The organism is Epilithonimonas sp., from assembly GCF_056329745.1.
The window spans coordinates 33,290-56,087 of the sequence record NZ_JBWEYV010000020.1; the positions used below are offsets into that span (position 1 = coordinate 33,290).

General features: G+C 38.0%; 13 protein-coding genes. 8 read left to right on the forward strand and 5 right to left on the reverse strand.

The window, feature by feature from the left end:
- The first annotated feature begins 1 nt into the window (after window position 1).
- From AC00Y6_RS13320 to AC00Y6_RS13335, 4 genes are all read left to right on the forward strand, one after another.
- The gene (locus AC00Y6_RS13320; RefSeq protein WP_474491099.1) at window positions 2-178 is read left to right on the forward strand and encodes a hypothetical protein; all 177 of its coding nucleotides are present in this window, start codon (window positions 2-4) and stop codon (window positions 176-178) included.
- A gap of 85 nt (window positions 179-263) precedes the next feature.
- Window positions 264-5,294, forward strand: a complete 5,031-nt coding sequence (locus tag AC00Y6_RS13325; RefSeq protein ID WP_474491100.1) for a translocation/assembly module TamB domain-containing protein — start codon at window positions 264-266, stop codon at window positions 5,292-5,294.
- Complete coding sequence (gene tamL / locus AC00Y6_RS13330) at window positions 5,295-7,619, forward strand: translocation and assembly module lipoprotein TamL (RefSeq protein ID WP_474491101.1); 2,325 nt, start codon at window positions 5,295-5,297, stop codon at window positions 7,617-7,619.
- 72 nt (window positions 7,620-7,691) lie between these two features.
- Window positions 7,692-9,026, forward strand: a complete 1,335-nt coding sequence (locus AC00Y6_RS13335; protein ID WP_474491102.1) for a GDSL-type esterase/lipase family protein — start codon at window positions 7,692-7,694, stop codon at window positions 9,024-9,026.
- Here AC00Y6_RS13335 and AC00Y6_RS13340 read toward each other — a convergent pair.
- The 3 genes from AC00Y6_RS13340 to AC00Y6_RS13350 are packed head-to-tail and all read right to left on the reverse strand — an operon-like array spanning window position 9,007 to window position 12,507.
- Window positions 9,007-10,662 carry an MBOAT family O-acyltransferase gene (locus tag AC00Y6_RS13340; RefSeq protein ID WP_474491103.1) on the reverse strand — a complete coding sequence of 552 codons (1,656 nt, stop codon included), beginning with the start codon at window positions 10,660-10,662 and terminating at the stop codon, window positions 9,007-9,009. The two genes, AC00Y6_RS13335 and AC00Y6_RS13340, sit on opposite strands and share 20 nt — an antisense overlap.
- A gap of 2 nt (window positions 10,663-10,664) precedes the next feature.
- Window positions 10,665-11,999, reverse strand: coding sequence for an SGNH/GDSL hydrolase family protein (locus AC00Y6_RS13345; RefSeq protein ID WP_474491104.1), 1,335 nt, complete (start codon window positions 11,997-11,999; stop codon window positions 10,665-10,667).
- 52 nt (window positions 12,000-12,051) lie between these two features.
- The gene (locus AC00Y6_RS13350) at window positions 12,052-12,507 is read right to left on the reverse strand and encodes a glucosaminidase domain-containing protein (RefSeq protein WP_474491105.1); all 456 of its coding nucleotides are present in this window, start codon (window positions 12,505-12,507) and stop codon (window positions 12,052-12,054) included.
- A 520-nt stretch (window positions 12,508-13,027) separates the two neighbouring features.
- Between AC00Y6_RS13350 and AC00Y6_RS13355 the strand changes: the two genes are divergently transcribed.
- Window positions 13,028-14,968 (forward strand): heavy metal translocating P-type ATPase, encoded by a 1,941-nt coding sequence (locus AC00Y6_RS13355; protein ID WP_474491106.1) that lies wholly within the window; start codon window positions 13,028-13,030, stop codon window positions 14,966-14,968.
- 69 nt (window positions 14,969-15,037) lie between these two features.
- Here AC00Y6_RS13355 and AC00Y6_RS13360 read toward each other — a convergent pair whose 3' ends face one another.
- Together AC00Y6_RS13360 and AC00Y6_RS13365 are read right to left on the reverse strand one after the other, a co-directional pair.
- A complete protein-coding gene (locus AC00Y6_RS13360) occupies window positions 15,038-16,309 on the reverse strand; it encodes an aminotransferase class I/II-fold pyridoxal phosphate-dependent enzyme (protein WP_474491107.1) in 1,272 nt (423 codons plus the stop codon).
- 81 nt (window positions 16,310-16,390) lie between these two features.
- Window positions 16,391-17,428 (reverse strand): PLP-dependent cysteine synthase family protein, encoded by a 1,038-nt coding sequence (locus tag AC00Y6_RS13365; protein ID WP_474491108.1) that lies wholly within the window; start codon window positions 17,426-17,428, stop codon window positions 16,391-16,393.
- A gap of 219 nt (window positions 17,429-17,647) precedes the next feature.
- Between AC00Y6_RS13365 and AC00Y6_RS13370 the strand changes: the two genes are divergently transcribed.
- The 3 genes from AC00Y6_RS13370 to kdsA all read left to right on the forward strand — a co-directional run bounded on the left by AC00Y6_RS13370 (window position 17,648) and on the right by kdsA (window position 22,724).
- Window positions 17,648-21,133, forward strand: a complete 3,486-nt coding sequence (locus tag AC00Y6_RS13370; protein WP_474491109.1) for a DUF2723 domain-containing protein — start codon at window positions 17,648-17,650, stop codon at window positions 21,131-21,133.
- A 96-nt stretch (window positions 21,134-21,229) separates the two neighbouring features.
- A complete protein-coding gene (locus AC00Y6_RS13375; RefSeq protein ID WP_474491110.1) occupies window positions 21,230-21,769 on the forward strand; it encodes a DUF1697 domain-containing protein in 540 nt (179 codons plus the stop codon).
- 145 nt (window positions 21,770-21,914) lie between these two features.
- Window positions 21,915-22,724, forward strand: coding sequence for a 3-deoxy-8-phosphooctulonate synthase (gene kdsA / locus AC00Y6_RS13380; RefSeq protein WP_474491111.1), 810 nt, complete (start codon window positions 21,915-21,917; stop codon window positions 22,722-22,724).
- Window positions 22,725-22,798 lie beyond the last annotated feature (74 nt).

Consider the following 22,798-nt stretch of genomic DNA (forward strand, 5'->3'; position numbering starts at 1 on the left):
TATGTTTATCAAAGTTTATATCACACTTAATCATTTCATTCTGGTGAATACGGCGCACATTGTTTACATCAGTCCAAGCTCTGTTAACAGAGGTTGTTCCCTAATTTTGGCAACGGGCATCACGCTCAACTCCGTAGATGATTATGATGTTTTACTAAGCCAGATGAACCCGAATTAGATCATGAAAAAATATCAGATTAATGCATTGCTGCGCATATTTTAGATTATAATTTGTATTTTCCCACCGAATAAAAAACGATCCCTTGAAATTAAAACTCAATTGGAGAAAAATTCTTAGGCGTACCATCATCACCATTATCAGCATAGTGGTGTTTTTGCTATTGCTCATTTTCAGTATCCGAATCCCTGCCGTACAAAATTTTATTAAAGATAAATTAGTGGTCTATCTCCAGGATAAGATAAAGACCAAAGTTAGCCTGGAGAAAGTGTATATAGGTTTTCCGAACAGCCTTGTGATGGAGAATCTTTACCTCAAAGGCCAGGATGTTGATACGCTGCTGGCGGTTAAAAAATTGGATGTGGGGTTGGATATGTGGCAGCTTATCCATTCCAAAGCCGACATTACTTCCATAGATCTGGAAGGTGTCCGTGCCAATGTGGTCAGAAATCCTAAGGGAAAGTTTAATTTCGATTATATTATTGATGCTTTTGCCACTTCTGACAAAGAGGAAAGTCCGTCAAAACCGTTTATTATCTCGCTGGATAAGATTAAGCTGAAAGATATTCGCGTAACCTTTAATGACCAACAGTCCCGCAATGACATCAAGGTTTATTTCAAATCTTTTGATACCCGCGTAAAAACTTTTGACCTGGAGCAGAATGCCTATGCCGTGAATGACATAAATATGGATGGGCTCAAACTTAAACTGAAGCAGGACCTTATAGAAGAGGTATCAAAAAAAGTGGAGAAAAAAGTCGACTCCTTGAATCAGAAAAAAGCCATGAAACTAGGCTTAAAAGGCATCAAACTAACCAATTTTGATATAGATTATGGCGATGATAATACCAAAACTTTTGCTAAAGTTCTCTTCAAAGAACTGAGTACAAGGGTTAACAGTATTGATCTTGACAAAAATGCTTATAATGTAGGCAATGTGCTTTTAACGGGTGCTAATATCAATGCCAACCTCTACCTTCCCGCAGCAGATGCTAATGCCGATAAAAACAAAAAGACAGAAGATAAGAAGCCGGCATCATCCAAGGAGCAGGCTATGAAAGTCCTTCTAGATAAGCTGGTTCTGGACGATGTAAAAGCAGTTTATAATAATACGGCAGTGGCTCCAACCAAGTCTGGGATGGATTTTAACCATCTTAATTTTGGACAGCTAAACCTGGATCTCCGAAATTTCAAAATGGAAAACAATGCCTTTTCCGGAAATGTAAAGTCAGCAGAGATACAAGAGGCGAGAGGTTTGGATGTTCAGAAATTCAAAACGGATTTTGTTTATGCGGATAAAGAAGCTTACCTTAAAAACCTGTATTTGCAGACTTCTAAGACTGTGTTGCGCGATGAGGTTATCCTTAATTATAACTCGATAGAGCAGTTGTCTGCGAATCCCGGCGCCGTAAAAATATCAGCTAATCTGGAAAATTCTAAAATCGGTTTTGCCGACATCCTGAACCTGGTGCCAACTCTTAGAAAAACTGCGCCTTTTAATAAATATCCCAATGCTGTCCTTAATGTAGATGCCAATGTGAAAGGTATGGTGAATGATCTGTTAATTAGCAGGCTAAGGGTTTCCGGTTTGGATCAACTGAGGATTAATGCCTCTGGGCGTGTGAAAAATGCTATGAATCCGGATCAGCTTTATTACGATCTCAGGATTGCAGAATTGGCGTCGTCTGGCAGAACGGTTTTCAATCTTGTGCCAAAGGGAACAATCCCTTCCAATATAGCTTTGCCGTCACATTTCAGTATTAAAGGCTCTGCAAAAGGAACAACTAAAGTTGTGAATACAAACTTAAGCTTATATTCCACATTGGGTAACGCCGGGATTGTGGCCAAAGTTGATATGCGCAGGAAGAACCATGAGCTTTACGATGTTAAGGCTAATCTGCAAAACCTACAGGTTGGGAAATTGATCCAAAATAAGCAGTTGGGTGCCATTACGGCGCAGATTGTGGCAAAAGGTGAAAGCTTTGATTTTAAACAAGCGAATGCGGACTTACGAGGCAATGTACAGTCGGTATCTTATAACGGTTACCGTTACCAGAACATGAATCTGGTTGGGAAAATCAGGCGTGGTGCTTATAATATCGAGCTCAATTCCAAAGATCCTAATGCTAATCTGCATCTCACGGCTTCCGGCATCTACAATGAGAAAAATCCTACGGTAAAAGTGAATGGTAATATAAATAAACTGGATCTTCATAAGTTAGGGTTTTACAGTTCGCCGATGATTATTGCCGGAGGTATTGATGGGGATTTTAAAAATCTTGATCCCGATCATCTCAACGGTTACCTTAATCTTCAAAATTTTGCCATATCAGATACCAAAGAAGTGTACCCGGTACAAGAAATTAAACTGAATGCGGTTTCTACAGCAGATTCTACATTGATAAAGCTGAATTCCCAGATCGCTGATCTGGAACTGAAAGGTAAATATAAATTGACCCAGATTTTTGGTGCTTTGCAACAAACGGTTAATCAGTATTATCAATTTCAGAAACCCAGAAAAATGGCTAAGATTGACCCGGGACAATATTTTACACTCAATGCCGGCATCAAGAATAATGATTTGATCAGGAAATTTGTTCCCGATCTTAAAAGCTTTGAAACCATTAATATAAACGGGAATTATAATGCAGATTCCCAACTAATAGAGCTGGATGCCCATATTCCGCAGGTCACTTATGGCACCAATTTATTGGAAAATACAAGCCTGAAAATTAGTAACCAAAACCAGGCTTTGCAGTATAATCTGGATGTAGCGGCGCTTAAGAGTGAAAGTTTTGCGCTGAACAAAGTCAATATCAATGGGGATGTGGCGGATAATACCATCAATTATAATATTACGACTAAAGATGATAAAGATGTTACACAGTTTTTGATTGCGGGTAATGCCAAATCTCTGAATGATGTGACGGAAATATCACTCAATCCCAACGGTCTGAAACTTAATTATATGGATTGGACTGTATCTGAGGATAACAAAATACAGGTTGGTAACCGGGGGATTTTTGCGGATAATTTCCGTTTGTCTAATGGTGGGAGCGAGATTCTTCTTCAATCCGAAAGTACTGCCGCCAACAGCCCACTGAATGTGTCTCTAAAAGATTTTAAGATAGAAACCATTACCGAGATTATTAAGAAAGATTCGCTTTTGGCCAAGGGAACCATCAATGGCACAGCACAATTGAGAAACCTAAACAAAAATATGACTTTCACCGCCGATCTGGATGTAAATGACCTGTTTGTGTATGGCAGCCCGGTAGGCAAACTGGATGTTAAAGTTAATAATGCTGCTCCCAACATGTTGAATGCCGATATTGCGCTTTCCGGCAATGATAATGATGTTAAGATCTTGGGTAATTACAATACCGCCAGCAGCAGTTTTGACCTCAATATGAATATGAACCGCCTTCAGATGAAAACGCTTCAGGGTTTCTCTATGAATGCCATTACCAATACAGAAGGTTACCTCTCCGGTGATCTTAAGATTACTGGAACCGCGGCTGCTCCTAAGATTTTGGGCGATGTTAAAATGAATAATGTCGGACTCATGATCGCCAAAACAGGAAGTGATTTCAGGAAGATTGATGATAAGATTGCCTTTACCAACCGCGGGATAGAGTTTGATAACTTCAAAATTAATGACAAAGACGGTAACTCGCTCAACATAAATGGTCAGGTTCTCACACAAACATACAGGGATTTTGCTTTTAATCTTGATCTTAAGGCAAAAGATTTTAAAGTTGTAAATTCTGAAAAGTCAAATGATGCACTCATGTATGGTATCTTGGCTATTGATGCTGCTTTGCAGGTGCGCGGTAACCTAGATTTACCCAAGGTGGATGGTCGACTTTCAGTTGCTGATAATACAGATTTTACATTTGTGTTGCCACAGTCCAATCCATCTTTGCAGGAGCGCGACGGGATAGTGGAGTTTGTGGATCAGGATCAGATTGCCCTTAACAAAACCATCAAAGCAGATTCTGTAGATGCCAATAGTAAAATCAAAGGCATGGATGTTAGCGTGAATATAGAAATCAGTAAAAAGGCCAAATTGTCTTTATTGATTGATAAAGCTAATGGGGATTTTGTAAAACTGCAAGGCGAAGCGGAGCTGACAGGCGGCGTGGATCCATCGGGTAAAACCACGCTTGTGGGCGTATATGAAGTGGAATCCGGGAGTTATGAGATGACCGTTAGTGTGCTGAAACGTAAGTTTGATATTCAGAAGGGAAGTACCATCACCTGGACGGGCGAACCTACAACGGCATTGATGGACATCACGGCTGTTTACAAAACCGAAACGGCACCTTTGGACCTTGTAGAGCAACAGTTGAGCGGAGAAAGTGCCGCCACGCTCAATCAGTTTAAGCAGAGGATGCCATTCAGTACTTTGCTGAAAATGAAAGGTGAACTTCTAAAACCGGAAATCAGTTTTGATATTACAACAGATGAGAAGAACAACTCAGTGTCTTCTACGGTTACAGATATTGTGGATCAAAAACTGGCTCAGATCAGAACTCAGGAATCTGAGATGAATAAGCAGGTTTTTGCTTTGCTTTTGCTGAACCGTTTCATTGGTGAAAATCCTTTTGAGTCTAGCGCCGGTTTATCCGCAGAAGCCATGGCAAGGCAGAGTGTGAGCAAGATTCTTTCCCAGCAGATTAACAATTTGGCTTCGGATCTTATCAAAGGTGTGGATCTTAACTTTGATTTGGAGTCTTCTGAAGATTACTCCACAGGTCAAAAAAATACGCGCACCGATCTGAATGTGGACATTAGTAAAAAACTGTTGAATGACAGGCTGAAAGTGTCTGTAGGAAGCAATTTTGGTCTCGAAGGTGATGCAAGACAGAATGAAAGCATGACCAATATCGCCGGAGACGTGACCGTAGATTATAGCCTCTCCAAAGATGGCCGTTACACGCTGCGCGCTTATCGTAAAAATCAGTACCAAGTGGCATTGCAAGGACAGATTGTGGAAACTGGTCTTGGTTTTATTATCACGCTGGATTACGACAAATTCCGGGAGATTTTTGAAAAATCAAAAAAGGAATCCAGAAGAGAAAGAAGAAATAATAAAGAAGTAGAGTTTAAATAAATGAAGATCAATAATATATATATCAGGCAGTTTTTGGTTTTTGGTTCCCTTGGCCTTGCGTTATCGTGTAGCAATACCAAATATTTGAAGGAAGGGCAAATGCTTTATACGGGCGCCGAAGTCAATATCAAAAGTGATAGCCTTTCTAAAAGCGAAAAGAAAAACCTGAAATCGGAGCTTGAATCAAAACTTACCCCCAAACCCAACTCTTCATTCCTGGGTTTACGTCCCAAATTATATTTCTACAACATTGCTAAAGAACCGAAAAAGGAGAAGGGTTTCAACTACTGGTTGAAATATAAAATGGGGGAGAAGCCTGTCCTTCTGAATGATGTAGATCGTGAGTTTAACAAAGATATTATTGAGAATTATTCTGAGAACAAGGGTTACTTTAATGCAAAAGCCACATATGATACCATTGCGAAAAATAAAAAAGCTAAAGTCATTTACAATGTAAAACCTGGGGAAAGGTATTTAATCAGTAATGTCAAATTTCAAAAAGATTCATCACTGGTTAACTCAGAAATTCAGAATGTTGCCGCTAAAACTTTGTTGAAAAAAGGGGAACCATTTGACCTAGATGTCATCAAGGCAGAAAGGGACCGTATAGACAATGCTCTTAAACAAAGGGGATTCTATTATTTTAGTGCTGATAATATCATTGTGCAGGCAGACAGTACCATCAGCAAAGACCATAAGGTAGAACTTAATGTCAAACTTAAGGATAATACGCCTAACCTCGCAGTACAACAGTTTAGCATAGATAAGGTGGTGGTATTTCCTACTTACAATATCCGCGATGTCCGCGATGGGAAATACAGTGTGCCGATGAATACCGATTCCTTAGGCAAATACGCTTATCAGGATATATATGTGATAGATCCGGAACATAAATTTAAACCCAAGATTTTTGACCGTGCCCTTTACTTTAAGAAAGGCGATGTCTATAACCGAACCGATCATAATCTGACGCTCAACAGGCTCATCAGCTTGGGTGTATTCAAATTTGTTAAGAATGAATTTATTGTTTCAGATTCTTTAAAACATCAGTTTGATGCGTATTATCTGCTGACACCAAGGCAGATTCAGTCTTTAAGGCTAGAAGCTTTGGGAAGAACCAACTCTGCTAACTATGCGGGTAGCGAGGTGAATCTTAACTGGACGCACCGTAACCTTTTCAAGGGGGCAGAGCAATTTAAAGCTTCGGTTTATGGTGCATTTGATGTCCAGATGGGCGGCCCAGAGAATGCTAAAAACCTTTTCCGTGCTGGTGCTAATGTGCAGCTGTCTATTCCGCGGATTGTAGCGCCGTTCAGATTTAATTCGTCCAGTGCATTTGTTCCGCGCACCAATATTTCTTTGGGATATGAGTTCCAAAATAGGACAGAATATTACACCCTCAATACATTTTCGGGATCGTTTGGTTATGTGTGGAAAGAAAATGCCAGGAAAGAGCACGATCTTAAGGTGATTGATATTACTTATGTAACCCCAGCTCACGTTACGCCTCTCTACGACTCTATTTCTGCCAAAAGTGATGCCATGCAGCGCGTTGTTCAACGACAGTTGATTTTTGGCCCAACCTATTCTTATACCTACACCAATACTATGCTCCAAAAGCCAAGTACCATTTATTATAAGGGAACTTTGGATTTGGCGGGGAACCTTACAGGTCTGCTAACGGGAGCCAATATGAAGGAAGGCAAAGAGAAGAGTATTTTTGGAGTGCCGTTTAGCCAATATGCCAAGATCGAGAATGATTTCCGTTTTTATCATAAGTTTACTGAGAAAACCTCTTTGGCTACACGGTTTATTGGCGGCGTTGCCTACCCTTATGGCAATTCAGAAAATATCCCATTCTCTAGACAGTTTTTCTCTGGTGGTAGCAACAGTATCCGTGCCTTCCGTGCAAGGACGTTGGGACCGGGAAGTTTTGATCCAAGAACCATCCCATCAGGTTATTACTTTGATCAGTCGGGAGATATAAAGCTAGAGCTGAATGCAGAATATCGGGCTAATATTTATAAATTCCTGAATGTGGCATTTTTTGCAGATGCCGGCAATGTTTGGCTCGTTAATGATGATCCTCAACGGCCGGGAGCCAAATTTTCGAAAGAGTTTATGAAGGAGATTGCTGTAGGTGCAGGTTTCGGTTTGAGGCTTGATTTTTCTATCCTGATTTTACGTTTGGATTTAGCAATGCCTCTGCGTGTGCCGTATTACGAGAAGAATGACCGTTGGATGTTTGATAAAATTAACTTTGGAGACCCAAGCTGGAGAAAAAATAACCTGATTCTCAATATTGCTATTGGATATCCTTTTTAATATTAATCATCCAAATCAAGCGCTTTAGAAAAGAGGATGCATAAGTATTCAAAACTAAATCATTTTATCGGAATGCAAATTAAGTTTAGAAAACCAATATCATTGATAACTTTGGCAGTAAGTTTTTGGGGTTTTTCACAACAAGTTGAAAATGCCGAGAGACTTAAGAAATTTACTGAAAAGCTTAAGGAGAATCAGAAGGTAAGTCAGATATTATTTATTGGAGATTCTCATATTCAGTCGGGTTGGATTACAGATATTTTAAGAAGCAAATTCCAGGCTAGATACGGAAATGCAGGTCGAGGTTTGCTGTTTCCTTATTCCATTGCCAATTCTAATGGCGAGAAGGACTATTCATCAATTTCAAACCAGTCTTGGGTAACTTTTCGTTCAGTTTATGACCAAGATGTTTACCCAGAAATGGGAGCTTTGGGTTTTGTAATGGGAAATAGTAAAGATTCCTTTTTAGAAATTCATTTTAATGATTCAAATGACATTTTTGATGAGGTTAAGATCTTTGGAAGTCAAAAAATGGATGGACAGCCTTTTAGTATTTATCAGTCAGCAATCGGTCTTTCGAAATTTGTAATCAAAAGGAAGGAAATTATTAATTATACCGTTGAAGAAGGGGAAACCTACCCAGAATTGGCTGCAAAATTTAATACAACAACAACAAGGCTTCTCCAGCTTAACGGAGACTCTGTGAAAAAACCTAAACCTGGACAAAACATTAGAGCCGAACAGGTAACGCCGGTGTATAATTCTGAATTTGAGAAATCTCTTCATTTGATTGTTGAGGGACATTATACTGGCGATGAGACCGTTGTTAAATATCCTAACCTGGTTCAGAATTTTATTTTTCGTACTAATGCTGCCCCTGAAAATATCATTTATGGTTTTCAGTTTTTAAACAGTCGCACAAAGCAAGGGGTAGTGCTTAATAGTGTGGGTGTAAATGGTGCAACCTATTCTGATTATATTAAGTATCCAATACAGATAGAAGAATTGAGAAATACAAACCCTGATTTGTTAATTGTCTCCTTGGGGACGAATGAGGCATTAAGCGCAATAAGTAAAGTGGATTTTCAGGCCAATATTAAAACCCTCATCAGCAGTTTCCGTACCTCTAATCCTTACCTTCCTATATTACTGATTTCTCCCACCGATAATAATCTGAAGCCGGATAAAACCAAACTAATTGTTTCTTGGATAAAAGAAGCTGCAGATACAAACAATGCTGCTTTTCTGGATCAATATCAAGCCACCGGAGGAAAGGGCTACTTTCAAAAATCACTTAACAACAAGACAGCCAGTGGTGATGGTGTTCATTTTCAGAAAAGTGGTTATATAGAACAAAGTGAACTAATCTGGAAAGCTTTTGAAAACTCTAAAATTGTAGATAGATAGGCATTACCTGTTCAGAGGATTTGAAATATCCATATAGAACCAAAAATCCAAAAAAAACAACAATGTAATAAATCAGGGAAACGTTACCGGTTTTTGCAATCACTTTGTCTGCCAGGTTATCCGGAATAAAATGGATACACAGCGCAATGCTGATCATCCAAACAACTACTTTGTAATTATCGTAGAACGAATACCATGCAGAAGGATCAAAATTATATATAATCTGGTGGATCATCGCCATCGCAGATTCGAAATCTTGAGCTTTGAAAAAGATCCAGGCAAAACACACAAAATGAAATGTAATAATGACCATCACCACATTGTATAACTTCGAATTATTAAAAGCTGAAAAAGCTTTTCCTGTCATTAACATCCATATCTTATGAATGCCTAACGCGATGCCATGCATCGCCCCCCAAATAATGAAATTCCAGCTGGCGCCGTGCCAGAAACCTCCCAAAAGCATTGTTGTCAAAAGATTAAAATTAGCGGCAATACCCTTTGGATTCTTGGTAATTACAGAAGGTAAAATAAAAATAAGCAATATCACAGCTGTAATGATGCCTGACCACAGATAAGAAATATGAAATAATCTGGAGGATGAAAAAAATACGCCGGTTAAAAACAAAATAACAAAAATGTAAGAGGCAACAGTCGCCTTTCTGTTTCCTCCCAAAGGTATATAGAGATAATCTCTTAGCCAAGAAGATAGGGAAATGTGCCATCTGCGCCAGAATAATGTAATGTTGTTGCTCTGGTATGGCGAGAGAAAATTGGTAGGAATTTTAAAACCCAACCAAAGCGCAATGCCAATAGTGACATCACTGTAACCGCTGAAATCACAATAGATCACCATTGCGTAGCCATAAACAGCAATCAAATTTTCTAAGCCTACATGTAAAGATGGATTGTCAAATATATAATTGATCAGATTCAGGGTAATATAATCTGAAATTATTAATTTCTTAATTAATCCCGAAATAATCAGATAAAAACCTTTAGCAAAATCTTTGTCCGAAATAACATATGGTTGATTGATTTGCGGCACAAAATCGTGCGCACGAACAATAGGCCCCATCACCAGTTTTGGGAAAAATGACAGGAAGAGAAGGTATTCCGAAAATTTTTTGGCCGGCGCAAAATCACCCCGATAAATATCAATCGTGTAGCTGAGGTTTTCAAAAGTAAAGAAAGAAATCCCTATTGGCAAAAGAATATTCAGCGGGTTAAAATGTGTAGCCAACAGATCATTGGAAACGGAAATAAAAAAATTGGTGTATTTGAAAAAGATCAAAATCCCAAGGTTAAATACAATGCTGAATATCAGCAATATTTTCTTCTTTAGTCTTTTATTGGTATTATATATAGCATTGGAAATGATAAAATCTATAACCGCCGCGGCAATTACCAGCAATACAAATGAGCCGCTGGCTTTATAGAAAAAATACAGAGAAAACAAACAAAACATATAGCGTCTTGCTGTTGGTTTATTTCTTAGTAAGTAAAATAAAACAATAAAAAAGAAGAAAAAATAAACAAAAAAACCATTATTAAACAACAACGGGTTTTTGCTATCATACAAAAATTGCTGAAAGAAAATCTGCCAATCAAAACCTTCTAAAAACTGTTGCAACATATTTAACGATTCTTTCTAGAGTAAATCCTGTACTTTTGATATTCTTTTTGGATTGCTTCAAAAAGCTTTTTGCCCAATACATCTGCACCTTTTGCATTGGGATGTACATAATCTTTGTTAGCCAACGGAGGATTTTCTGTAGCCCATTTTACAATAGAACCGGTCCCACCCATAGTTTCAAATTGATTATAAAAAGCAAAACCATTATTAAAAGCCAGTTTGGCCTGTATTTCCAAAAGATTGGGTAGCCCGATGGCTGTTTTGTATTCTCCATCATAGCGGAATGCACGGTCTGCAGTGCTGACAATCAGAAACTCGGCGTCAGGAAGACTGTTTTTAAATTTCTTCAGTACAGGATTCATCATCTTTACATAATAGCTATAGTTGGTATCATCAGGTTTGAAAAGCAGATTTACACCATACTGAAATACGATAAGATCATAATGATTGGCGTTTTGAATAGATTTTATAAAATCTTCTTCCAGTTTTTTCAGCTCTACACCTGTAATACCACGGAAAGAGAAGTTGTCCACAAAAATGCCGCTTTCGCTTTCAAAGCTGATCCCATAAAATGTTCCATCAGTATTTGATGCTATCTTAAGAGAGTTAGATTTGTCTTTAGCCAAAACTTTCCTATTGACACTATCCGAACTACTCAGATGAACTTTTTTCCCATTGGCAATCATGTTATCACTGCCAATATCACCAAAAATAATTGATTTTTCTATAATAGCGGTAGAATCTGTAATTGTATTATCTGTATATGCTCCATAGCCATTCCCCCAAAATTTGTGACCCGAGAAATAAAGATTCTTCGCTCCTTGAGATTTAAAGCTGATATCTTTCCATCCAGATGAATGAGAGGTGGCGGTTTGCCTGAATTCGGCAACACTGGAAAAAATAGGAAGATAGCCAACCCCCGATCCGCCGTATTCTTGTTGAAGTAATTTTCTAAGCGTACCGGTTAGCAAATCGCTTTCAATCATACTATCTCCAAAATAAGCAATTCTTATTTTTAATTTTTCGCCCTGTTTAAGCTTTTGTAATTTTTCCAGAAAGTTTGGGAGAACTGCAGAATCGTTTTTGCGAAAATTAGTGATTAGATTACCTTTTTTATAAAGGTCAAAATCCTGTTGTGGGCTTACCTCTACTGTAAGTTTTTTTTTCTCTAATGCAATACTGTCCACTTTTTTTATTGGAAATATATCTGATATAAGATTGACACGGTCAAAAGGTTCCCAACTTAAGTTAAGAACCTGAAATATGATGGATGTAAAAAGGTATGTGAGGAAACAAAAAAGAGTCAGAAAAAGGACTCTTTTATTCTTATTCTCCAATGTTTATATATAGTTTGCGTCAATTAAACGACAAATATAATACAAAAACTATCTAGAGATTAAATTTATTAATGATAAGATTGATTCTTCTTTTCCACTCGGATGGTTGTGTCGAGTAACCGGCTTTGGCAATGGCACTAATCCATTCAGAATGATCATCGCTGCCTTTTAGCCTAGAGTAATATTTTTTGGAAGAAAGAAGTTCGCAAAAAGCTCTGTAGCTTTCCTGAACTGTTGAGAAAAATTTGTATTTTGAACTGCTAACCGGATTTTTTCCTACAATCCCAAAATGATTGTTCAATGTTTTGCTGTTTTTGCTGGTTCCGCCCCCGGACTCAACAACAGCTACAGCAAGAATGACTGAGCTTGGGATTCCATATTCTTTTGAGAGACGGTCTGCAAATTGTTTATTTTGCGATATATAAGTTTTTTGAGCCTTTATATTAGCAGAAATTAATATCAAAACTAAACTTATGATAGCCAATTTTAATGACTTAAAATGTTTCATAAATATTAAATTTGACGCAAAACTATCGGTTAAGATACAGACAATCAAAAAATTAGTATTTTTTAACTGTAAACCGAAGAAATGAAAATAATTTCTCTAATTTTCTGTTAAATCTCATTAACATTTATTGATTGGTTTGTGTTTAAGGTATTGTTATTCAGTGTTTTAATTTCTTTTGATTAATGTGGTTATTCCGTTTTTTTGTGGTAAATGTTAAAAAAAATAATCAATTTTTTCTCGATCAATGTCTCATTGTTACTTTATTCATAGTAGTTTACATAGCAATGATAAAAGAAAATTTTTTTTCAATTTTTAAGACTTTTAGCAGGAATTTTGAACTAAAACAATTTTAACCTGTTAAGTTATTGGTTTTCAAATATTTATTAATTATATATTTTGTTAAATTTATATCAACATTCTTGAGTGTTGCAATATTTAAATGTAAATTTGTACTTCTAGTATTATTTTCAAAATTAATTCTAGGTTATTTTTTAATTAAGAATCTTATTATATATTATTTATGGCGAATTGCAGTAGCGGATGTTGCGGGAATGAGGAGCAAGAACAACCTCAACATCAGGATCATGCTGATCATAACCACGAGCATTCCAACTCGAATATTGCTCTAAAAATAAGTCTAATACTTTTTTTTACAGGTCTTATTCTTGATTTTTGGATAAAAGCAGATTGGTTTGTGACTAACTTTTGGGTGAGATTTATCTGGTATTTGTCATCATATATATTGGTTGCTTACTCTGTTCTGCGCGAGGCTTTTGGTCTGGCTCGCAAATTTGATTTTTTTAATGAATTTTCCCTTATGGCTATTGCAACCATTGGTGCATTTGCCATTGGAGAATTTCCCGAAGCAGTAGCTGTGATGCTATTCTACACGATTGGCGAGATGTTTCAGGATGCCGCAGTCAACAAAGCCCGGAATAACATCAAGGCATTGCTGGATGTACGGCCCAAGGAGGCTACTGTTTTTCGAAATGGCAACTGGCAGACAATAGCACCAACTGATGTTACCATTGGTGAAAAGATTCAGGTAAAAGTAGGCGAGAAGATTCCTTTAGATGGAATCCTGCTATCCGAGAAAGCAAGTCTCAATACATCTGCTTTAACCGGTGAGAGCAAACCTTCTTCTATAAAAAAATCTGAAGAAGTGCTTTCCGGCATGCTGAATTTGGATCAGGTTATTGAGATTGAAGCTACGCGACTTTTTAAAAACAGTTCGGTGGTAAGGATCTTAGAAATGGTGCAGGAAGCCAGTTCCAGAAAAGCAAAAACAGAATTATTCATCAGGCGTTTTGCTAAGGTCTACACACCTGTCGTTTTCCTGCTGGCTGTAATGGTAACAGTGTTACCCGCATTTTTTGTTCACGATTATGTATTTCGCAATTGGTTATACAGAGGACTTGTATTTTTGGTGATTTCCTGCCCGTGTGCATTGGTCATTTCGATTCCATTAGGATATTTTGGTGGGATTGGAGCGGCTTCCAGAAACGGAATTCTGTTTAAAGGTTCTAACTATTTAGATATCATTGCCAAAGTAACAACAGTGGTAATGGACAAAACAGGTACATTGACAAAGGCTGTTTTCAAAATACAAAAAGTTGTCCCAGAAAACATCGCAGAAGATGAGTTTTTGACCATTTTATCCTCTGTCGAAAGCCAGTCTACCCATCCTATTGCCAAAGCGATTGCCCAATATCATCCTACGACCATTGTACCCGAAAATGTTGAAGAAATTTCTGGAAAAGGCCTTAAAGCTGTCATCAATCAGAAAAATATTTTGGTAGGTAATGTACAGCTGTTAAAAAGCTACAATATTATCTATCCTCAAGAACTTGAAAGCATTAACGAGACCAGCGTTGTTCTTGCGATAGACAACGTTTATAGTGGTTATGTCATCATTGCCGATGAAATAAAAGATGATGCGCCACAAGCCATTAAAAAGCTAAAATCCGAGCATATAAAAACGGTCATGCTAAGTGGTGATAAAGTGAGCCTTACAAAGTCTGTAGGTGAGACCCTGGGTATTGATTTAGCTTACGGTGCACTTCTACCAGAAGACAAGGTTGAAAAGCTTGAAAACATCATGAAACGTCCAAAAGAAACAGTCGCATTTGTAGGAGATGGTATTAATGATGCTCCTGTGTTGGCTTTGAGTGATGTGGGGATAGCTATGGGAGGGCTGGGATCCGATGCAGCAATAGAGACGGCTGATGTGATTATTCAGACAGACCAGCCATCCAAAATTGTAACTGCCATTAACATAGGTAAAGCCACCAAGAAAATAGTTTACCAAAATATTGCTTTAGCCTTTGGTGTAAAAATTATTGTATTGATTTTAGGCGCTGGCGGATTGGCAAACATGTGGGAAGCCGTTTTTGCAGATGTCGGCGTAGCCATGCTTGCTATTCTGAACGCAGTTAGAATTCAAAATATGAAGTTTTCTTAATATTATTACATAAAAAAAGTTCAAACAATACAGTTTGAACTTTTTTTATGTTTCTAATTTTATTTAAGATTAGATTGGTTTGAACTCCAAATTTTGTTCTTTCAACAATCTAGCTTCAGCCTCTTTATAATATCCACTTTGCAATTTATTAAAGATGGATGCAAAGGCAGCTAGCGTCTCATCGATTTCGGCATCAGTATGCGAAGCGGTTGGGATTAATCTTAGAAGAATCATGCCTTTCGGAATTACAGGGTAAACCACCACAGAGGTGAAAATGCCATAATCTTCACGAAGTTCCTTAACAAGCAACGTTGCTTCGACAGGTGTTCCCTGGATAAAAACAGGTGTTACACACGTGTTGGTATCTCCTAAGTTATAGCCAATTTTTCTAAGTCCATTTTGTAATTTGTCAACATTTTCCCAAAGTTTTGCTTTGATCTCAGGTCTAGTCCTCAAGAGTTCTAATCTTTTTAAACCTCCTATTACCATTGGCATTGTAAGGGATTTAGCAAAGATCTGAGACCTAAGGTTGAATTTTAGGTAGCGGATAATGTCTTTGTCACCGGCAAGGAAAGCTCCAAAGCCTGCCATGGATTTTGCAAAAGTGGAGAAATAGACATCAATCTGATCTTGGCAGCCCTGCTCTTCGCCAGCACCTGCTCCTGTTTTACCCAATGTTCCAAAACCATGGGCATCGTCCACCAAAAGTCTAAAGTTAAATTCACTTTTAAGCGCACAGATTTCTTTAAGTTTCCCTTGTTGTCCTCTCATTCCAAAAACTCCTTCGGTAATCACAAGGATTCCACCGCCTGTTTCCTCGGTCACTTTTTGTGCACGAATTAGATTTTTTTTAAGACTTTCTATATCATTATGTCGGTAGGTGAAACGTTTGCCCGCATGTAGCCTAACACCGTCCACAATACATGCATGAGAATCTACATCGTAGACAATCACGTCATTTCTTGATACCAAGGCATCAATAGTGGAAACCATCCCCTGATACCCAAAGTTTAGTAGATAGGCTGCATCTTTCTTCACAAAATCTGCCAATTCCTTTTCCAATTGCAGATGTTGTTCTGTTTCACCAGACATTGCTCTGGCACCCATTGGATAAAACATTCCGAACTCCGCCGCAGCGTCTGCATCTGCTTTTTTAACTTCGGGATGGTTACAAAGGCCAAGGTAATCATTGGCACTCCAGAAGATGACCTCTTTACCCTGGAACTTCATTCTTGGGCCAATAGGTCCTTCTAACCTAGGAAAAATATAATAACCCTCACCATAGTCTGCAAATTGTCCCAGTGGGCCGGGATTGTGTTTTATTCTGTCAAAAATGTCCATTTTACTAACTAATATTTTTTTGATTTTATTAAAAAAAACCTTTTGTATTTACAAAAGGCTTATACATATTGTGTTACAGAGTTATTTGATAATCTCCGTTTTGAAAACTTCATCATAATTGTGGAAGCAGTTATTGATAAACCCCTGTTCTTCCATCCATTTATCACTGTACACTTTTGTAATGTATCGGGAGCCGTGGTCTGGAAAAATAAGAACAACAAGATCATCCTTCTTAAATTCATGCGAATTAGCATACTGAATCAGCGCTTGAGTTACTGCCCCAGTTGTGTAACCTCCCATAATAGCCTCTTTTAAAGCGATCTCGCGAGTCCTGTAAGCAGACATTTCATCATTAACTCTCACATATTCATCAATCTCATCAAAAAGCAAAGCGCCGGGGATAAGATTTTTTCCTAATCCTTCAATCTGATAAGGATGAATTTCTGATTTATTGATTTTTCCGGTATCATGGTAGGTTTTGAGAATAGAACCATCTGCATCTACACCTATCACTTTGATGTCAGGATTTTGTTCTTTTAGGTATTTAGCTGTACCAGATAAAGTTCCTCCAGTTCCTGTACATGCAAAGATGTGTGTAATTTTACCTTCTGTCTGATTCCAAATTTCCGGTCCTGTTGTCTGGTAATGTGCATCAATGTTCAATTGGTTAAAATATTGATTGATGTAAACAGAGTTGGGAGTTTCCTTCGCGATTCTCTTAGCTACCTCGTAGTAAGACTTAGGATCGTCTGCAGGTACAGATGCCGGACAAACATATACGGTTGCGCCCAATGCCTTTAGATAGGCAATCTTTTCGGGTTTGGTTTTATCACTTACCGCCAATATGCATTTATAGCCTTTTACTATACATACCATGGCTATAGAAAAACCGGTATTACCGGAGGTAGTTTCTACAATTACAGATCCGGGCTTTATCAGTCCTTGCTTTTCTGCATTTTCTATAATATGTAGCGCAATTCTATCTTTCGTAGAATGCCCTGGATTATAGGACTCCAACTTAGCGTATACTGCCGCAGGAACGTCCTTTGTAACCTGATTTAATCTAATTAACGGTGTGTTTCCAATTAAACCAAGAATATTATCGTATACATTCGTCATTTTATATCATTTTTTCTCTCAAAAACTGTCTGCAAAAATAAAAAAAATATTGCAATCTTCTTACTTTTCTGTATAGAAGGTGATCTAAATCAAAATATTTAGTTGTTAATCAGGCTTATTTTGGTCTTTTTTGGATAACACTGCCAATTATTTAATTTTTGTTAAAAACCCCAAAAACTGATTCAAAAACATTAATTTCGCCGATATTTCATTTTTTGTATGAAGAACTGGACATTTAAACAGTGGAACACGATCCTGGGTTGGATCGTTTTTGCAATTGCATTTTTCACCTACTTATCAACAATCGAGCCTAATTTTAGTTTTTGGGATTGCGGCGAATATATCTCTTCTGCGGTTAAGCTGGAGGTAACGCATGCCCCAGGTGCTGCTCTTTTTCAGCTGGTAGGTGCTGTGGTCGCTTTTTTCGCATTTGGCAACGGGCAACATTACTCGCTGGTGATTAATGCGATGTCTGCATTGTTTAGTGCATTAACCATTTTATTCCTCTTTTGGACTATTACACATTTGGTAAGGCGTCTTCTCAATAAAGAATTTGAAAATATAACAGTGAGAGAAGAGCTGGCCACCTTTTTTGCAGGCGCGGTAGGTGCCTTGTGCTTTACATTTTCTGATACCTTTTGGTTTTCTGCGGTGGAAGGAGAAGTTTACGCAATGGCAAGCATGTTTATCGCGCTAATTGTATGGCTGATTACCAAATGGGAAAATGAATATCTTGAAAAAGATAACGAGAGGTGGATTATTCTGCTATTTTTTGTCATCGGTTTATCGGTAGGTGTGCATATGATGTGTATGTTGGCGCTGCCGGCAGTATGCCTTATTTACTACACCAGAAATTATAAGTTTACTTGGAAGTCCTTCATTTGGGCCAATGTGATTACATTAATTATTCTGGGACTTGTTTTCAAAGGTATTTTCCCTTTTATCATGACGTTGTTTGGCAAATCCGAGATTTTCTTTGTTAATGGTTTGGGTCTGCCATTCCATTCCGGGACGGTTTTCGCATTTGTCATTTTAACATTGGTTTGCTATTTATTGATTAATTATACAAAAAAAACAGGCCGTTCTCTTTATCAGACTGTGGCTCTGTCTATTGTTTACATGATTATCGGGTTTTCTTGCTGGCTAGTAATTCCTATTAGAGCCAATGCTAATCCGCCAATGAATCTGAATGATCCTGACAATGCCATTGGTATGCTGGATTATTATAATCGTGAGCAATATGGCGATTGGCCAACATTCTACGGCCAAAACTATACCGCTTATCTTGATCCTAATGGCATTGAAAAAAATGAAGACGGAAGTTATAAAACCGAAAAAACAGGTGATACCTATGAACGTGATCCGCAAACCGGCAAATACCGCGTAGTGGGAGAGAAATTTAATTATGTTTTTAGCAAAGATCAGGTTGGTTTCTTCCCAAGGATGTTTAGCGAAGATAAGTCGGTGATGCCCAATTATATCTCTATGTATGGTGCGCCTGATTTTACTTTTAATTATGGGAACGAACAGGTCTCAGAAAGCCCAGAAGCAAAACAGTTTTTTGATGAACTTCGTCGGAAATATGAGAATGGCACCATTAAAATGGATGATTATCTGAAGGCTAAACAGTATGGCATTATCAATGTTCAAAAACCAACATTAGCCCAAAACCTCGATTATTTTATCACCTTCCAGAACTATTTTTATTTCGCAAGATATCTCCTTTGGAATTATGCAGGTCGCCAAAATGATGTAGAGGGACATATGGAAAATACCAATGGTAATTTCATCACAGGCATTCCTTTTATAGATAACAATCTTTGGGGCGACCAAAGTGCAATGCCGGCAAAATTTAAGAATGAGAGCACGGTCAAATTTTTTATGTTGCCACTCATCCTAGGTTTAATTGGCTTTTTCTTCCAACTTAACAGAGACTTTGGAAGGTTCTATGCGATATTATCATTATTTATATTAACCAGTGTTGGTATCGTTTTTTATACCGGTGTAAAACCTTTTGAACCCAGAGAAAGAGATTATGCGATGGTGGGATCTTTCTATGCCTTTGCTATTTGGATAGGCTTGGGCGTTGCCGCAATTTACTGGCTGTTGCAGAAAAAAGTCAAGAGTAAAACGACGCAAATTATAATCGGGATCATATTGTTAGGGATTCCTTTTATGATGGGCTTCCAAAACTATAATGTACACGACCGTAGCGGGCGTTACACGGCTTACGATTATGCCTATTCCAGCCTCAAATCGCTTCCTAAGAACGATATTATGTTTGTATATGGTGATAACGACACATATCCCGTTTGGGCCATTCAAGAGACAGAGGAGTTTCGCCCGGATGTAAAAGTGGTCAATTTTACGTTATTATCCACGCCTTGGAATATCGATCAGGTCAAGAGAAGAACCTATAATTCTATGCCTGTTCCATCTACGTTATCGCACGAGGATTATCGGGAGGGTTCTAATGACCAGGTTTATATGATGTCTAAAACTGACTGGTCTAATATTTTTGCCAATCTCAAAGACCAGGGTGCGCCAGATACAGAACTTGCACAGTTTAGAAAATATCTGACTCAGGATTCTATGACGCTGAAAGATGCTGTTAATTTCCTAAAAATGAAATCTCCGGAAAAAGATGAGATCGTAAAAATGATTTTTGGAGAAGAACGGTACGAGAAGTTTAACTTTTTGCCGGTATCCAAATTTATTCTTCCAGTAAATGTAAATAATGCAGTTAAATCAGGTATCATAACACCGGCAGAAGCTCAAAAAGCAGAAAAGCAAATTGTTATAGATTACAAAGGATCTAGCATGTTTAAGAATAATATGATGATGATGGATATCCTGGCCAATTTTGATTGGAAACGTCCGATCAATTTCTCAAGTGGCGGGATTTATGATCCGAGTAATTTGTTCTTCCTTTCCAATTATCTAAAATTTGATGGATTCAGTTACAGATTGGTACCAATTAAAACCGAAGAATCACCGGACGGAGAACTGGGAATGGTGAACGGCGATGAGCTTTATAACATTGTGAAAAATTACAGATGGGGCAATTTTAAAAATCTAAAAGTTCATTTTGATGAGACTTGCACCCAAAATATTGTAAGTTATAGATCCTCATCCAGCCGGGCAGCAGAAGCTTTGGCTTTGAAAGGCGAGAAAAACAAGGCGATAGAAGTGCTAGACTTGGCAAGCAGAGAGATTCCGGTTGTGAAGTATAACGATCCTAGGTCGCTTAGCTCAATTGTTTATGCTTATATTGTAGCTGGACAGGAGCAGAAAGGGCTCAAATTGGCAGACGAACTTAAAAAGGGGATTTTCCAAGAGTATGATTATTATACCAAACTTTCACCTAAATTCCAGGCTTACGCAGCCAGACAGATGAAAACCAAACCTATGGAATATTCTCTCGTAGTTGGTGCTGTATCGGATGCTTATAACAAGATTGGTCAGAAAGAGAAGGGCTATCAGTATCTTGTCAATTCTCTTAACGTTATCGATAAAAGATTCGATACGTTTATAAAAGACCTGCAGGAAATGGGCAAGGAAAAGGCTTTCAAAAAAGCGGATGATGTGCAAAAAATTACCTCGTTCTACACCTACCTTTTCGATGTGATGAAAGATTACGATACCACTTATGAAGCCGAAAAGATGGATCAGATCACGAAAAAACTGATGAAGGTCACCCAGTAATTTTTACAAAATTTTATCAACCCTTTCAGGATTTTAACTCTGGAAGGGTTTTTTATTTTGAGTTATTCAAACCATATTTAATTTCTTATTTTTGAGATGATGGAAAATTTCTGCGCTTTTCTCCGTGGTGTTAACGTCAACGGAACCAATATGAAAATGGCTGAAGTCAGTACAGTTTTTTCAGAAGCTGGTATGCTAAAGGTTTCTTCGGTTTTAGCCAGCGGGAATATTCTTTTTAAGTCAGATAAGGATGTGGAGGAATTGAAAGGTATTTTGGAAAAAGCCATGTCGGAACATTTCCATTACGAGGCTTTTTTATTTATCAGGAATGAAGAGGAGATCAACAGTATTGTCAAGAATAATCCTTTTCCCGCGAGAGAGAATTTTCACAATTACGCTTTTATCAGTAACGAAAAAATAGAAGAAACACTTTTGGAAGCATTTGAGAAATCAAACAAATCGGAAAATGAGAAAGGTAAAATTGTAAATCATGTTTTTTATTGGCAACTCCCAAAAGGGGAAACCCTTAAATCCGAATTTGGTAAAATGCTGGGCAAAAAATCATTGAAAAACCAATTTACCAGCCGCAACATCAACACGCTGGAGAAAATCATTAAGAAGTTTGTGTCAGTATAACATATTATTTTCACTTCTACAGGTGAAGATTATATTCTAAATGTTATCATAATGAACAAGGAAAATTTCACCTATTAATTACCTATATTTGTATACAAATTTTAGAGTATCCAAAGTCTGAAATTTGTAATCTAAAACTTATAAAATGATACAATATCTGGATAATATCCATCACAAAGATTCAAAAAATTTTTTCCTTATTGCCGGGCCTTGCGCTATAGAAGACGAAACAATGGCGTTGCAAATTGCGGAGCATATTGTAAAACTTTCGGACAAGTACAATATTCCTTATATTTTTAAAGGAAGTTTCAAAAAAGCCAACCGCAGCCGTGTGGATTCTTTCACCGGGATTGGCGATGAAAAAGCACTTAAAATCCTTAAAAAAGTAGGGGAGACTTTCAATATCCCCACCACAACAGATATCCACGAAAACGAGCATGCGGCTTTGGCAGCGGAATATGTGGATGTATTGCAGATTCCGGCGTTTCTGGTAAGGCAAACCGATCTTTTGATTGCCGCTGCAGAAACCGGGAAAGCAGTGACGCTTAAAAAAGGACAATTCCTTTCGCCCGAAGCAATGAAATTTGCGGTTCAGAAAGTGAAAGATTCCGGGAACGAAAAAGCTGCGATTATAGAGCGGGGAAATTCTTTCGGTTATACAGATTTGGTGGTGGATTTCCGTGGGATACCTACGATGCAGCAGTATGCGCCGGTTATCTTGGATGTTACGCATTCTTTGCAGCAACCCAACCAAAATTCTGGGGTTACAGGTGGCCGCCCAGAGCTTATCGAGACCATTGCCAAAGCAGGGATTGCTGTAGGTGCAGATGGTATTTTTATAGAAACGCACCCAGATCCTTCGTGTGCCAAATCCGATGGTGCCAATATGCTGAAGCTGGATTTGCTGGATGATCTCTTAGGGAAACTCACGCGCGTTAGAGAAGCAATATTATAATCTAAAGTCCGGTTTTGCCGTAGTCATGGTCGGAAGAAAATTCCGACCATTTTTTATGTTTTAAAGACTTTAGC